Source organism: Nitrospirota bacterium (genome assembly GCA_020851375.1).
Lineage (GTDB): Bacteria > Nitrospirota > 9FT-COMBO-42-15 > HDB-SIOI813 > HDB-SIOI813 > RBG-16-43-11.
Map to the genome: position 1 here is coordinate 49,883 of JADZCV010000047.1, position 14,791 is coordinate 64,673.

The 14,791-nt window shown below is 43.8% G+C and carries 14 protein-coding genes; all 14 read right to left on the minus strand.

The features are described 5' to 3' along the window. Window positions 1-43: 43 nt before the first annotated feature. On the minus strand, window positions 44-1,228 hold the full coding sequence (locus tag IT393_11650; protein ID MCC7203299.1) for a DUF4388 domain-containing protein: 1,185 nt from the start codon (window positions 1,226-1,228) through the stop codon (window positions 44-46). Further along, window positions 1,218-3,641: a glycerol-3-phosphate 1-O-acyltransferase PlsY gene (gene plsY, locus IT393_11655; GenBank protein ID MCC7203300.1), complete on the minus strand. Its 2,424-nt coding sequence runs from the start codon at window positions 3,639-3,641 to the stop codon at window positions 1,218-1,220. The genes IT393_11650 and plsY overlap by 11 nt, the downstream gene beginning before the upstream one ends. Continuing rightward, entirely contained in the window at window positions 3,638-4,195 is a 558-nt protein-coding gene (gene pgsA, locus IT393_11660) for a CDP-diacylglycerol--glycerol-3-phosphate 3-phosphatidyltransferase (protein ID MCC7203301.1), read from the minus strand. Before pgsA ends, plsY begins: the two co-directional genes overlap by 4 nt. Window positions 4,196-4,296: 101 nt before the next feature. Next, window positions 4,297-5,271 carry a KpsF/GutQ family sugar-phosphate isomerase gene (locus tag IT393_11665; GenBank protein ID MCC7203302.1) on the minus strand — a complete coding sequence of 325 codons (975 nt, stop codon included), beginning with the start codon at window positions 5,269-5,271 and terminating at the stop codon, window positions 4,297-4,299. Window positions 5,272-5,290: 19 nt separating this feature from the next. After that, window positions 5,291-6,109: a 3-deoxy-8-phosphooctulonate synthase gene (gene kdsA, locus IT393_11670; GenBank protein ID MCC7203303.1), complete on the minus strand. Its 819-nt coding sequence runs from the start codon at window positions 6,107-6,109 to the stop codon at window positions 5,291-5,293. After that, on the minus strand, window positions 6,106-7,716 hold the full coding sequence (locus tag IT393_11675) for a CTP synthase (GenBank protein MCC7203304.1): 1,611 nt from the start codon (window positions 7,714-7,716) through the stop codon (window positions 6,106-6,108). The genes kdsA and IT393_11675 overlap by 4 nt, the downstream gene beginning before the upstream one ends. After that, complete coding sequence (gene kdsB, locus IT393_11680; protein MCC7203305.1) at window positions 7,706-8,458, minus strand: 3-deoxy-manno-octulosonate cytidylyltransferase; 753 nt, start codon at window positions 8,456-8,458, stop codon at window positions 7,706-7,708. The genes IT393_11675 and kdsB overlap by 11 nt, the downstream gene beginning before the upstream one ends. After that, window positions 8,451-9,425, minus strand: a complete 975-nt coding sequence (gene rfaE1 / locus IT393_11685) for a D-glycero-beta-D-manno-heptose-7-phosphate kinase (GenBank protein ID MCC7203306.1) — start codon at window positions 9,423-9,425, stop codon at window positions 8,451-8,453. The genes kdsB and rfaE1 overlap by 8 nt, the downstream gene beginning before the upstream one ends. Then, a complete protein-coding gene (gene lepB / locus IT393_11690; protein ID MCC7203307.1) occupies window positions 9,426-10,052 on the minus strand; it encodes a signal peptidase I in 627 nt (208 codons plus the stop codon). A gap of 5 nt (window positions 10,053-10,057) precedes the next feature. Next, entirely contained in the window at window positions 10,058-11,860 is a 1,803-nt protein-coding gene (gene lepA / locus IT393_11695; protein MCC7203308.1) for an elongation factor 4, read from the minus strand. Between the two features lie 65 nt (window positions 11,861-11,925). Further along, window positions 11,926-12,177, minus strand: a complete 252-nt coding sequence (locus IT393_11700) for a hypothetical protein (GenBank protein MCC7203309.1) — start codon at window positions 12,175-12,177, stop codon at window positions 11,926-11,928. Further along, on the minus strand, window positions 12,174-12,800 hold the full coding sequence (scpB, locus tag IT393_11705; protein ID MCC7203310.1) for an SMC-Scp complex subunit ScpB: 627 nt from the start codon (window positions 12,798-12,800) through the stop codon (window positions 12,174-12,176). Before scpB ends, IT393_11700 begins: the two co-directional genes overlap by 4 nt. Next, window positions 12,800-13,552 (minus strand): segregation/condensation protein A, encoded by a 753-nt coding sequence (locus IT393_11710; GenBank protein ID MCC7203311.1) that lies wholly within the window; start codon window positions 13,550-13,552, stop codon window positions 12,800-12,802. Before IT393_11710 ends, scpB begins: the two co-directional genes overlap by 1 nt. A gap of 27 nt (window positions 13,553-13,579) precedes the next feature. Continuing rightward, the gene (locus tag IT393_11715) at window positions 13,580-14,734 is read right to left on the minus strand and encodes a hypothetical protein (GenBank protein ID MCC7203312.1); all 1,155 of its coding nucleotides are present in this window, start codon (window positions 14,732-14,734) and stop codon (window positions 13,580-13,582) included. Window positions 14,735-14,791 lie beyond the last annotated feature (57 nt).

The following is a 14,791-nucleotide window of genomic DNA, read 5'->3' on the forward strand; positions in this document are numbered from 1 at the left end:
AGTGATTACTAACACTATTACAGAAAAAATATATTGTCAACTGTCAATAAACATCATCATGCGTCGAGGCCACCCTGTCTTTGCCGGTGCTGTACAGCCTGTAACTCCAGGATGCCTTGTCAACGGGATATTTATCATAAATGAATTTATTCCCCCATGCATCATAAATTATTCCCGCTTCAAGATAATTTTGAGAGATTAATATTGATAAAGATTCAGGAGAACTGCCATTATCCAGATAGTAGTATCCGATAGCCCTTTTAAGGTACTGCAATCTGGTCATTGTCTCCTGATTTCTGAGAAAATCAGAGACCCCTGTCAGTTCATTCATGCCGGCCATTTTACCTGCCGGAAACAACAGAAGAATAAAAATTAAAATGAAAATCAGCGCTGCGATCTGAAAGGCATACTTAAGTCTGATGCTGGATCCTGTATTCTCCTCAGGAGTTATGTCCGTAGCAGCAGGCGCATCATCCGGCGCCTGATTATTTTCATAAATAATATCCTTCTTTAAAGATCTCTGAGTTATCAATCCTGACATCAGCAGGGTGAGCATTATCCTGTAAAGCGGAAATTGTGGCATTTCAGCCACATTGAGTATATCCGTTATGTCTCGACTGCCGTCTACAAGGTTGTACACTGTTATTTCATCAGGGCTCAATCTGGAGAAAAGATGCTCTATTTCAGCTCCTCTCTCAGTTTGTGAAAAGACTATGTTTGATGAAGGGATCCTGGCCTCAATAAGACCCCATTCATCAACCATCCTTGAGCCTTCCATCAAAATGAAATCAGTCTGAACGGTTATTTGAAATTCCCTGTCATAATCTATCTCACAGGCGGTAAACTTATAATAACCATCCTTCCATCGTAATACATGGAATATGACTTCCATAAGTTGCTGCTGCAATGCCTCTTTTACTTCATCTGTTGAAACATGGCCTGATGATACGAATACATTCCCTATCCTTTCCTTTGTTATTTCCTGCTTACGCAATGACTCCGCAACCTGGTCTTCAGTCATTTTACCGGCACTTTTCAGGATTTCCCCAAGGCGTTTTGTTTCTCCTCCGCTTATTGCCGTAGCAAACACAAGCTGGCCATTATCAAAATGCAGTTTTGTTGATTCACTCTTATGTGATATGGACACGACTCCGCTCTTTTTCTGCATGGATATGAGCTGCAGTATTTCAGCCAGACCAAATTCCTTTATGGAACCTTCAAGAGACATTTCTTCCTACCATCTGGCCGGAGCGGAATGGACGGATACCGGTAAAAAACACCAGTATATAAGACAGGATGATTAATGAAATCCAGAAAATGGATGGCCATTCAGGCATATAATATGCTGTATTCCATGTGGCGGCAGTCTGTTCAGATATTATTCCTGCAATACCTGTACTGAATATAATGCCCAAAATTATCCCTTTGGCGGTTTGTCCTCTGATCATGTGCCACAGGCCAGGTATTATATAATAAATACGGCTGCTGCTCACAGATAGCAGGCTGCCATCCTGCTCCCTGGATTTACATGTTCTGCAAACACCTCCAAATATTTTTGAGCCTGTGCACCTCCCACATACGCTGCGGTTACAGGCAGGACAATAATACGCCATTGGCGTTCGTGGTTTGATATAAGAAATGACTGATAGTATTATGGCAATACTTATTCCCAGAAAGAGAAAGCTCTCAGCAGGTATTCTGATTAAAGCTTTAATAATTCCGCCGGATAATGTGCCGGTATCATTTGAAGTCGTTAATGCAACACGCCACATATCACGTTTAGCAACCGGATATTCAATAACACGGTATCCGCTTCCCTTTGCCGACAACGCCGTAAAACGTTCCACATCGTGCAGGTTTATACTACTGGCTTTATTATAGGTCTCCTCTGCTTCAGCAAACAGGAGTTTTTCTCTGTAAACCTGACTTAAATTATATACTGGGATGGGAGATTCGGGAGATTCACGTATCGCATCAGTATAATATTTGATAGCCCTGTCATAGTTCCCCCTGTAGAAACTGATGTTTCCGAGCGAATTAATTGCATTGATCCTGATAGTTCTGTTGCCTGAGTTTATTAGCCTCTCAAAGTATTGCTGCGATTCATCAATCTTTCCATCTTTATTGGAAAGAAAGGCAATCCCAAAAGTTATATATTCGTTGCCTGGCTCAATTTTAAGATAGTCCTTTAAATGTTCAATAAGTTCCGGCTCGCCATATCCCCTCTCTGCGGCAACGAGTCCCCTGAGGATGATGTTGTTATGTGCAGTAGCAAAGATCGAGCTGTATTTGAGCAATACCGGTAAAAAGAGGAAAAATATGATACAGATAACAGCAAGGATCTTGTCCTTCCTGCTCATATATATCCATGACAGGACTATCCATATCAGAACAAACCATGCAATTCCAAACAGGAACGGGATAAAGGCAATTATAAGAAAGAAGATAATGTTAAAAGGACTGGTTACAAAGCCGGCAGTCAGCTCTTTAAATGTATGAAAAAATAACGGATATGTCCTGCAGCAAAGCGAGGCTGTAAATATAAGTATAGTAAAGCCAGCTCCAAGAAGAATTATTGAGTACAATCTCCCAGCCAGGTTAAATGATGTCCAGAAGTCTCTGAGAGTTGCCTTCACCCCTCCTGTGTATTCATAAAATATCTGTCCGATGCCGGCCCTGGACATATGGCGAAGCGCCTTTGCCGACAGGTAATAGGATGGAGCATAATCAGGTGATAAATCCCTTGCAACAAGGCTTAGATGATAGGCATTATCAGGCGCACCCTTTTCCATAGACATATATCCCTCACGTACAAGGAGGGCGGCGATGTCATCAATTCTGTTGATCCCCAGCCTGTACCTGGTCCTGACAATTTCTTCAAGTATAAGGTCAGCAGAATTTGTATTACCGGCATTAATTGCATTCTGTCTCTCTATCCATAATTTTTCTATCTCCACCGGGACCAGCCTGTCATGAGCGGCTTGTGTTTCTGCATAAGCCATTCCGGATGAAACAAGAATTATTGAGGCAAGGATAACAGCCTTCATACCCCCTGCGCCGATCTTTCCCTCCGTACCTGCGACAAGTCTCCTGATGTTTTCAATATGCCTGAAATAGAGGAGGGAAGAAATAATCAGGGAGAAAATAATAAATAATATATGTCTTTCCCCTATGGCAGTGATAACCGGAAAGAAACCGAAGGATATAAGCGCGGCAAGTGATGAATACTTCCAGAGAAACATGCTTCCTATCCATATACCTATTGTGATCAGCCCTATATAGGGCCATAAGGAAAAGATGACGCCCATGCTTGTGGCTACCCCCTTGCCCCCCCTGAATTTCAGAAATACAGTGTAGTTGTGACCAATGATGGCGGCAAAGGCAATTACAAGAGTCCACATATCAAGCCCCCATAATGATTTGGCTATCAATACCGGTACAGCCCCTTTAAGTGCATCAAACAATAATGTCATGGCACCTCCTAATTTTCCCGTTGTCCGTAAGACATTTGTTGCCCCGATATTACCACTACCCTTTTGTCTTATGTCTCCGGCCCCCATCATCTTTGCAATAATCATCCCGAACGGTATTGAACCGGACAGGTAACCGAAGAAAATCATGAATATCCTGAATGCAGTCATGTTTTTTTCATGCCGGACCAGAACCTGATGGTATAGTCCCCTCCTGATATTATTGCGAGAATAGCTGAATACCAAAGCATAACAGTTCCGATTTCATGTAAATCAATGACCCTCGAACCCAGTGAAACCGGATAATCAAGTATGAGTAATACCAATGCAACAATTTGCACGAGGGTTTTCATCTTACCCATATCCCTGGCAGCAATCACCACACCAATGGATGAGGCTATAGCCCTTAGGCCAGTTATGGCGATATCTCTCCCCACAATCACTATGGCGAGCCACGACGGCACCCTGTGCAGTTCAACGAGCATGATCAGGGCTGACAATACAAGTAGCTTATCGGCAACAGGGTCAAGGAGCTTGCCTGATAACGTGACCTGTTTAAACTTCCTTGCAAGGTATCCGTCAAACCAGTCTGTTAAGGATGCGACTATAAAAATAAGTGCAGCCCAGCCGGACCTTGATGCAGATGGCACTGCAAAGACTATTATAAAAAAAGGTATAAGTAATATTCGCAGAGTGGTAAGGATATTGGGTAGATTCAAATTCAACCCTTTGCCTTAAGTATGAAATCCGTAAGAATTCCGTCAACATGCAGCAGGAACCGGATATTACTGGCCTTTTCAGTCAGAGATTTGATATCAGGCAATTCTTAAACTAGTCCCTTCTTTAACAGATCATGAAGGTGTATTATACCTGCTACTGTCATGTCTTTATTTACAACAGCAAGAGATGTTATTGAATGTTTTTCCATAATCTGGACTGCCGATGCTGCAAGCATGTCCTGGTGAATTATCTTCGGATCCTGAGTAGCTGCCTCAGCGGCAGTACGACTGAATATATCACTTGCGCTGACGGACTCGCGCTCGAGCAATCTTCTTAAATCTCCATCTGTAATTATCCCAAAAAGCCTGTTATTTTCATCGAGAACAGTCGTCACCCCCAGCTTCTTTGATGTCATTTCAAAAAATACATCCTTCATAGGTGTGTCTTTGTACACAACAGGTATATCCAAGCCTGTATGCATAATATCCTCTACACGAAGAAGAAGGCGTCTGCCAAGTGCCCCGCCAGGATGAAACAGTGCAAAATCTTCCTCCCTGAATTTGCGTTTTTCGAGAAGGGTAACTGCAAGTGCGTCTCCCATTGCAAGTGCCGCAGTGGTGCTGGCTGTAGGCACTAAATTCATAGGGCACGCCTCCTCCTTAATACTGACATCCAGGACTGCATCGCTATTTCTGGAAAGAGTGGAATCAGGTTTTCCGGTAAGGCATATCATACGCAGGCCCATCTTCTTAAAAACTGGCAATAAGGCGAGTATTTCGTCCGTTTCACCACTGTTTGATATGGCTATTATTATATCCTCATGAATGATCATACCTATGTCCCCATGTATACCTTCGGCAGGATGAAGAAAAAAAGCAGGGGTGCCGGTACTTGCCAGTGTAGCAGCTATTTTTCTGCCTATCAAGCCTGACTTGCCCATTCCTGTAACAACAACCCTCCCCTTACAGTTGTAGAGAAGGGTAATTGCATCTGAAAAGCTCTGGTTCAGTCTTGCCTTTAGAGTGTCAATGGCCTTAGCTTCAATATCGAGAACCCTGCGGCCTGTTTCTATGTCACCCACTCGAATATATCCTCCATGATCAGGCAAGTCTTAAAAAGTCACTAAGACTGCAGAGGTCTTTTATCAGGGACCTGACATCTTTGAGCGGCACTTGTGTGGCGCTGTCTGACAGGGCCCTTGCAGGGTCAGGATGAACCTCCATAAAGACGCCGTTGCATCCTGCAGCAACAGCAGCCATTGAGAGCGTTTTGATGAATTCACGCTGACCACCTGATGCCGTACCTGTACCACCCGGAAGCTGGACACTATGAGTTGCATCAAATATAACCGGATAACCAAATGACTTCATTACAGGTATGGACCTCATGTCAACTACAAGATTATTGTATCCCAGCATAGTGCCACGCTCTGTAAGCATAATATTATTGTTTCCTGTGGATTTGATCTTGTCTACCGCGTTTTTCATATCCCACGGAGAGAGAAACTGCCCTTTTTTTATGTTTACAGCTTTTTGTGTCATGGCTGCCGATAATAAGAGATCTGTTTGCCTGCAAAGAAATGCCGGTATCTGCAATACATCAAGCACTTCTTTAACTGTGTTGACCTCTTCAGGGGTGTGTATATCAGACAAAACAGGCAGGCCCGTTTCAGTCCTGATCCTGCCAAGGATATCTATCCCCTTTTCGATTCCAGGCCCTCTGTAAGAGTTGACCGATGTCCTGTTGGCTTTATCATACGATGCCTTAAAAATGATGAAGACATCATATTCCCTGGCTATGTCCCTGAGTTCAGAGGCAATCTCAAGCGTTATGTCATAATCTTCAATTACGCATGGTCCTGCAATAAAGAAGAGCCGGCTGGTGCTGTGTATGGATTTTGTCCCTATCTGAATACTCATTTAACTTTTCTGACTGCCGCTCCAATGAATGACGCAAAGAGTGGATGCGGGGCAATAGGTCTTGATTTGAATTCAGGGTGAAACTGGGTGGCCAAAAACCACGGATGATCCTTGATCTCTACTATTTCAACGAGGTCTTTTTGGGGATAGAGGCCGCTTATGACAAGTCCGGCCTTTATAAGGTTATCCCTGTATATGTTATTAAATTCATATCTGTGGCGGTGACGCTCACTTATCCTTGCGCTCTTATATGCTTTATAGGCGGCAGTATCCGGCATGAGGACGCATGGATATGCACCCAATCTCATCGTCCCGCCCTTATCCTTTCCCTCCTGATCAGGCATGATGTGTATTACCGGATAAGCGGTTTTCTCATCGAATTCAGTGCTGTTTGCGTCACTGAACCCTGCCATATTCCTTGCAAATTCAATAACAGCGCATTGCATCCCGAGACATATGCCGAAAAATGGTATCTTGTTTTCTCTGGAATATTTTATCGCTGCAATCTTCCCTTCAATTCCACGGTTCCCGAACCCGCCTGGAACAAGAATCCCGTCTGCATCCGAAAGAACAGCATCTGGTCCCTTTCCCTCTATCTCCTCTGCATCAAGCAGTCTCAGGCTGACGTCAACATTATTCGCAAGTCCTCCATGTATCAGTGCCTCGCAAAGGCTCTTGTAGGAATCCCTCAGATTAACGTATTTACCAACAATGGCTATTGTGACCTTACCCGATGGATTTCTGATCTTTTTGACAATCTCAGTCCAGCGGCTGAGATCTGGTTTTCCCACATTCAGATTCAGCTTCTTGATAAGTATCCGGTCAAGTCCGTCATCATTAAGCATAATCGGGATTTCATAGATATTTTCAACGTCCCTCGCAATTATTACAGCCTCAGCCTCGACATTACAAAAAAGGGCTATCTTCTTTTTTATCTCATCGGAGATTGGCCTGTCGGTTCTGCATACAAGGATGTCAGGCTGAATGCCTATTTCTCTCATCTTATTGACACTATGCTGGGTGGGTTTTGTCTTGATTTCATCTGCGGCCTTGACAAATGGTATCAGAGTCAGATGCATATAGAGGGTTTTGTCGCTTCCCATGTCAAAACGGAACTGCCTGATAGCTTCCAGGAAAGGAAGGCTTTCAATATCTCCGACAGTGCCCCCTATTTCAACTATAACGATATCCTTTTCATTGGCAGCCTCGAGTATGCACCTCTTGATTTCATCTGTTATATGAGGGACCATCTGGACTGTACCGCCAAGATATTCACCGCGGCGCTCCTTTGTGATGACGTTAAAGTATATTTTACCTGTAGTATAATTATTTTTAGCTGATGTTGTTACAGTTGTGAATCTTTCGTAATGGCCAAGATCCAGATCCGTTTCTGTACCGTCGTCAGTAACAAAGACCTCTCCATGCTGAAACGGGTTCATCGTGCCAGGGTCCACATTTATGTAGGGATCAAATTTCAGAAATGTAACCTTCAGGCCGTAACATTCAAGCAGGCTTCCTGCTGCTGCCGCTGCCACACCCTTGCCAAGCGATGAAACTACCCCGCCTGTGACAAAAATAAATTTGGCCTTTACAGTATCATTTCCCATGGATAAGCCCCTCTTCAAGTTTGTTCAGGTCTTCGGGTGTATCTATCCTGAAAGATTTATGCAGGGTTTTTTTCAACTTAATCCTGTAACCTGATTCCAATGCCCTGAGCTGTTCGAGTTTTTCGAGCTCCTCAAGACCGGAAGCAGGAAGAGAGCTGAATAAAAATAAGAAATCACGCCTGTATGCGTAGATGCCAAGGTGTTTAAAATAAGTCCCAGGCGGAAAAACTGTGTTGTCTCTCCTGTCGCGAATATGTGGAATCGGAGAGCGTGAAAAGTATAGTGCGAAGTCATTGCAATCTGTAACCACTTTTACAACATTTCTATCCATTAATTCATCCGGTGAGGTGATCTCAGATTTTAAACTGCCCATCATAATAGTGTCATCCTCTTCCATCAGATGAATAAGCTCATCAATCATTTGAGGTCCCTGAAGGACTTCATCAGCCTGAAGATTGATTATAATTTTGTTTTCAAGATGCCTGGCTACTTCAGCACAGCGATCAGAACCGGTCCTCAGAGCGGATGACGTCATAATCACATCTCCGCCAAATCCCCTGACCGTATCATATATCTTCTGTTCGTCTGTTGCAACAATAACATTACCGGCATTAACTGACATCTTTGCTGCATTGTATATCCACTGAATAAGTGGCTTTGAACCGATGGAAACGAGCGCCTTTCCAGGAAATCTGGTAGAGCTGAACCGCGCAGGTATGATTACGGCTGCCTTATTATTCATAATTTAATGCCATGATAAGTTGATCCGGCCGAACCGTAGCCGTGCCAACTATGCCTACTGCTATGCCACCGGCATAATTTGCAAGTATAGCTGCGTCCTTAAGTGAAGCCCCTGCTGCAACAGACAATGCAAGGGTGCTTACCACCGTGTCTCCTGCACCGGTAACATCATAAACCTCTCTTGCAGCCGCAGGAATATGAATTACATCCTCGTTTTTTTGAAAAAGGCTCATACCGTGCTCACTGCGGGTTATAAGAATGGCATCTGCGTTTGACTGCTTAAGGAGTATATTTCCTGCCTTTATAAGTGATTCATCGTCGGAGACAGGCATACCTGATGCCATTGACGCCTCAGATGTATTGGGCGTTATAACTGTTGCCCCGGTATAAAAATTGAAATGTTTGAGTTTCGGGTCAACGATGACACACAAATCATTTTCCAGGGAGACCTGCAGGATGGACTGTACGAGATTTCTCGTTATAACTCCTTTTGCATAATCAGAGATGACTATTACTCTTATATCATTTATGTGAGTCCTTATATATCCAATTATCAGGTCCTGTGATTGGGATGATATTTCTCCGCGGCTCTCATGATCAAACCTTACAACGTGCTGATTGTGAGCTATAACGCGGGTCTTCTTTGAAGTTGGCCGGTCTTCTTCAATGATAATTCCGTCAGTGCATATATTTTCAGTAGAAAGGCGGTTGATAACCCAGCGGCCGATATCGTCCCTGCCGACTACTCCGCATATCCTGACCCTGCCACCAAGAGAAAGGATGTTAGCGGCTACATTCCCTGCTCCGCCGAGCATAAAGCTTTCCCTTTGGACATCAACAATCGGAACAGGCGCCTCCGGTGAAATACGCTCAACCTTGCCCCATACATAATGGTCAGCAATAATGTCACCGACAACAAGTACGGTTCTGTCCCGATATTTATTTATGTATTCAGTTAATCTCTTCACTTATTTTATCCGCATCCCGATCCTGTTCCACCTGACCCAGCTGTCTTCGCCATCCCATGACCAGTATATTATAAACGCCTTTCCCCTTATCTTGTTCAATTTAACAAAACCCCAGTACCTGCTGTCAAGACTGAAATCTCTGTTGTCTCCCATGACAAAATAAGAATCCTGTGGAACGACAACAGGTCCAAAATTATCCCTCGGCTGTATAGCTGCCGGATAGAACATTGGATCGCTGTGGGCGGTAAATTGTTCATCAGTCAGATGACCGTTGATATATAACTTCTTATCTTTAATTTCTATGGTATCTCCCGGTTGTCCAACAACACGTTTTATGAAATCCTTTTTTTCATCCTCGGGAAACTTAAATACTATTATGTCGCCGTAAACCGGCTTATTAAATGGAATAATAATTCTGTCTGTCAAGGGTATCTTTACACCGTACATGAATTTATTCACCAGTATGTGATCGCCTATTTTAAGTGTAGGAATCATTGAACCGGATGGTATCTTAAACGCCTGGACAATAAATGCCTTGATTATCAGGGCCATAATTACCGCAATGAGTATGGACTCGATATACTCCCTTACAATGTGTTTCTTCTTTTTTGTGCCGGATGTTTCCATATTCACTATTCTTTCACCTGAAGTATCGCAAGAAATGCCTCCTGCGGGATTTCAACTCTGCCAAACTGTTTCATACGTTTCTTTCCTTTCTTCTGTTTTTCCAGTAGCTTCCTCTTCCTGGTAATATCACCGCCGTAGCACTTTGCAATAACATTCTTCTTGAGCGCCCGTACGGTTTCACGTGCAATAATCTTTCCGCCGATTGCCGCCTGAATGATTACCTCAAACATCTGTCTCGGTATCAGCTCCTTAATCTTTTCGGCAAGCATTCTTCCCCTGGATTCAGCCTTGTCCCTGTGTGTAATGACAGAAAGCGCGTCCACTATTTCACCATTCAGGAGTATATCAAGCCGTATAACATTTGAATCCCTGTAGCCAAGTAATTCATAGTCAAGCGATGCGTACCCCTTGGATATGGATTTGAGCTTATCATAGAAGTCGAGGACAATTTCATTGAGCGGGAGTTCATATGTCAGCATCATACGCTCTTTACTGACATATTTCATATCCCTCTGAATACCTCTGCGTTCCTGACACAGACCTATAATACTCCCGACATATTCAGCAGGGGCAATTATAGTGGCAAGAATGAAGGGCTCTTCAAATATAACTATGTTTTGCATCGGCGGCAGATCAGCCGGACTGTCTATTGTCAGGTGTTCTCCTGCTGTTGTCGTTATTTTATATACGACAGTTGGTGCAGTGCTGATAAGGCTTAAGCCGAACTCACGCTCAAGCCGTTCGTGAATTATTTCCATATGCAGAAGCCCCAGAAATCCGCACCTGAAACCAAATCCGAGCGCCAGAGAGCTTTCCGGTTCAAAAGTGAAGGAAGAATCATTCAGCCTGAGTTTCTCTACGGCCTCTCTAAGCTCTTTGTAGTTATCCGTGTCTGAAGGATAGAGGCCGGCAAAGACCATAGGTTTGACCTCCCGGTAGCCTGGAAAAGGCGATGCAGTCGGATTCGCCGCATCTGTCATAGTGTCTCCAATCTTTGTCTCGCCCATCTTCTTTATGCCTGCGACAACAAATCCCACTTCACCTGCTGTCAGTTCATTGACCTGGACCGGCTTGGGTGTAAAAGTGCCAAGAGATATGACCTCATATACATTCTTTGTGGACATCATCATAACCTGCTGGCGGGGACGTATAACACCGTCAATTATACGTATTAATACAACGACCCCCTGATAGTTGTCATACCATGAGTCGAACATCAGGGCCTTTAACGGTTTGTCAGGATTGCCTGACGGTGAAGGGATTTTTGATATGACTGACTCCAGGATCTCGACAGTGCCGATACCCTCTTTTGCGCTGGCAGGTATTGCCTCACTGTCATCAAGGCCAAGAACATCCCTGATCTGTCTCTTTGTGTCGTCGATATCCGCTCCCGGCAGGTCTATCTTGTTAATTACCGGTACGATCTCAAGTTGATTATCAACGGCGAGATAGGCGTTTGCTATCGTTTGTGCCTCTACACCCTGGGATGCATCAACGACAAGCAGGGCACCCTCGCATGCGGCAAGGCTTCTTGAGACCTCATAAGTAAAGTCTACATGACCTGGTGTGTCAATCAGGTTCAGTATATATTGATTGCCGTCTTTTGCCTTATAATTCAGCCTGACTGCGTGCGCCTTAATGGTTATTCCCCGCTCACGTTCGAGGTCCATGGCATCAAGCACCTGTTCCTTTAAGTCCCGTTGAGCAATGGCGCCGGTATGTTCGAGAAGCCTGTCGGCAAGCGTGGATTTACCATGGTCAATGTGTGCTATGATTGAGAAATTCCTGATTTTGTTCTGAATAGCCATTTTATTTATATGTTTTTATTAAACTATTAATTATAGGGGAAAATAAGAAGTGATGTCAAATGGAGTTACCTGGCATCTGAGCTGCTTTTTTTCATCTTGTGACAGTACAGACACTTGTCCCTTGCCGCATGCCCTGACGGCAATGGTCTAATATTTGCGTTTAAATGACAATTGATACATTCACTGATATTTATGACAGAAACATGAATGTCATCTACTGGTACATCAGGGATTATTCTATTGATCCTGGGGATTACAAATATGGTAGTTACAGCAAGAATCGTTATTATTGCAAAGGCAAGCCACTTGAATTTCAATTCTCCTGAGTCTCCATGACTGTCTTATTATCTGAATCATCAAAAGAGGCAGTTGACTCCTGGATGCCCTCTTCATTAATTTGTTCACTATCCTCCTGAATGAGTTCTGTGAATTCCTTTAACGTTGGCAGGTCTGATATATCTCTTAAACCAAAGTACTGCAGAAATTCCTTAGTAGTGGCATATAATATAGGCCTTCCTGCCACATCCCTGCGTCCTATAATCTTTATCATGTGTTTGTCCAGAAGGCCCTTCAGAACGCCTGATGAGTCAACACCACGAATATCCTCTATCTCGGCTTTTACAATGGGCTGCTTATAGGCAATGATAGCCAGTGTCTCCAGTGACGGTTTTGAAAGACGGCTCGATTGTTTTACCTTCTTTAATCGCCTTATCCACTGGGCTAATTCCGGTCTTGAGGCAATCTGAAACCCTCCTGCGACCTCTACTATCCTCAGGCCAGACAGGCGCATATCGTATTCATTCTGAAGCTCCAGTAACATGTCCTGAATTGCCCTCTTATCCTCATCTTCGAGTATGGTTTTAATCCTGTCGGGGGACAAGGGTTCCCCTGCAACAAAAAGTAACGCCTCAATTATACCTTTGAGTTCACTCTGTTCCACTATAGTGTCTCCTTGATTTCAGCCGGATCTACCCTGTTGTCTTCATTTCTGTAGACCCTTATAGTTTCTGAGCTCCCAGCCTGCATTAATTTAATCAACCGGATCCTGGCGAGTTCCAGCAGGGCAAGGAAGGTGACTACAATAGTGCGTCTTGTACATTCCCCTTCGAGCAGCGACATGAGCGTTACACCTTCATTTGCCGCCACATCAAGCTGTTCTATTATGTCTGTCATTCTTCCACGTACGGTTAATTCATCAGGAACTATTTCAAGCGAGGTTTTCTGAGGGGTTTTAGCTATGATATCACGAAACGCCTCCAGGAGGTCAAACAACCCTACCTCTATAAACACCTCCTCATCTCCTTCTATTGATTTATCAGGCGGATTATAGAAAATATCCCTCCACGTATCTTCTCTCTGTCCAAGCTCCTCAGCAACTTCTTTAAAACTTTTATACTCAAGGAGTTTACGTATCAGTTCTGCCCGCGGATCTTCGACTTCCTCATCTTCAATAGCCTTCTCATCCCGGGGCAGCAACATCTTTGATTTTATATGGGTGAGCGTGGCAGCCATCAGCAGAAATTCCCCTGCTATCTCTAAATTCAAATCCTTCATAAGATCAACATATTCAAGGTACTGCCGGGTTACAAGAGAAATCGGGATATCATATATGTTGACCTCATTCTTCTTTATGAGATGCAGCAGGAGGTCAAGCGGACCTTCAAATATCTCAAGTTTGACTTCATAAGACATAGCCGTCTCCTATATGCGAAGAGTATACTACAATTTCCTCTTAAAGAGAACAAAGAACCGCTCCTTCATCCGATCTGACAGAGGCCTTTTTCCCCAATCTTCTTCATTTATCTCCAATGAACTTTCCATGTCTTCTTCAAACATAGTTATCATTTTCCTCCCGAATCCTTCATCGAGGATCCCAACGTTACCTTCGTCATTTCTGCGCAGGGAAAGAAAATCCAGGTTTGCGGAGCCAACAATGCTCCAGCAGCCGTCAAAAACATAACTCTTTGCATGAAGGACTTCACCATGATAGTTATATATCCTGACACCTTTTTTTAATAGCCATGAAAAGAATGCACGCCCTGCATAATGGGCAGGAGGAACATCGCTCTTGCCTGACAGCAGCAACTTTACAGTTACCCCCCTGTGTACGGCCATCTCCAGTGTGTGGAGCATTCTTATCGTCGGAATAAAGTATGCAGTTGTGATGAGTATACTATTCTTTGCATGGTTGATACTGTAGTATAGCAGTTTCCTGAACATCCTTCTGCCCCTGGCTGAAGAGGCGAAAATGGGTATGACCGAAAGTCCGTTACAGTGTCGTTGACCGCCGTATTGCAAATTACTGTTTATATATTTTCCGCCCATTGCCTTCCATGTCATTTGAAAAGTCCTGAACAATTCCAATACTACCGGGCCTTCCAGTATGATCCCTGTATCTCTCCATGGTTTTCTCTTGTGTGTTAAATGAAACCCCCTGTATTCATTTCCTATATTAAAACCTCCGGTTACTGCCTTAACGCCGTCAATTATTATTAACTTTCTGTGGTCCCTGCGTGTGTAGTGAAATGGTGATGACCAGATGAAAGGTCTGGAGACCCGTATTTTTATTCCGGCCTGCGCCATATCCTTCCAGAAGCCGGCGGGTGTCCAGAATGAGCCGAAATGGTCATAAAGGACATAGACCGTCACCCCTTCAGCCGCCTTTTTCTTGAGAAGGCCGGATAGTTCCGTTCCTGTCTCATCATTGCGGAAGATGTAAAATTGCAGTGCTATAAGAGACCGTGCCTCTTTAATGCTGTCGAAGATGGCATTGAATGAGTCCATCCCCTTGTAGAGTAGTGATACGGCATTTCCATCCTTAAAGAAAGTGCCGTAAATACCCTCTATTTCTGACTTGTCAAAGGTTAATCCCATAATTAGTTAAATTTGCAGATTTGTAGCATAACTTTACTATTATTCAGCAGACAGATG

Coding starts and splice junctions, on each gene's coding strand:
- IT393_11675 (MCC7203304.1), bottom strand. CDS start 7,716: ATGGGAAATGATACTGTAAAGGCCAAATTTATTTTTGTCACAGGCGGG.
- IT393_11650 (MCC7203299.1), bottom strand. CDS start 1,228: ATGTCTCTTGAAGGTTCCATAAAGGAATTTGGTCTGGCTGAAATACTG.
- IT393_11715 (MCC7203312.1), bottom strand. CDS start 14,734: ATGGGATTAACCTTTGACAAGTCAGAAATAGAGGGTATTTACGGCACT.
- IT393_11710 (MCC7203311.1), bottom strand. CDS start 13,552: ATGTCTTATGAAGTCAAACTTGAGATATTTGAAGGTCCGCTTGACCTC.
- kdsA (MCC7203303.1), bottom strand. CDS start 6,109: ATGAGTATTCAGATAGGGACAAAATCCATACACAGCACCAGCCGGCTC.
- plsY (MCC7203300.1), bottom strand. CDS start 3,641: ATGACTGCATTCAGGATATTCATGATTTTCTTCGGTTACCTGTCCGGT.
- lepA (MCC7203308.1), bottom strand. CDS start 11,860: ATGGCTATTCAGAACAAAATCAGGAATTTCTCAATCATAGCACACATT.
- lepB (MCC7203307.1), bottom strand. CDS start 10,052: ATGGAAACATCCGGCACAAAAAAGAAGAAACACATTGTAAGGGAGTAT.
- kdsB (MCC7203305.1), bottom strand. CDS start 8,458: ATGAATAATAAGGCAGCCGTAATCATACCTGCGCGGTTCAGCTCTACC.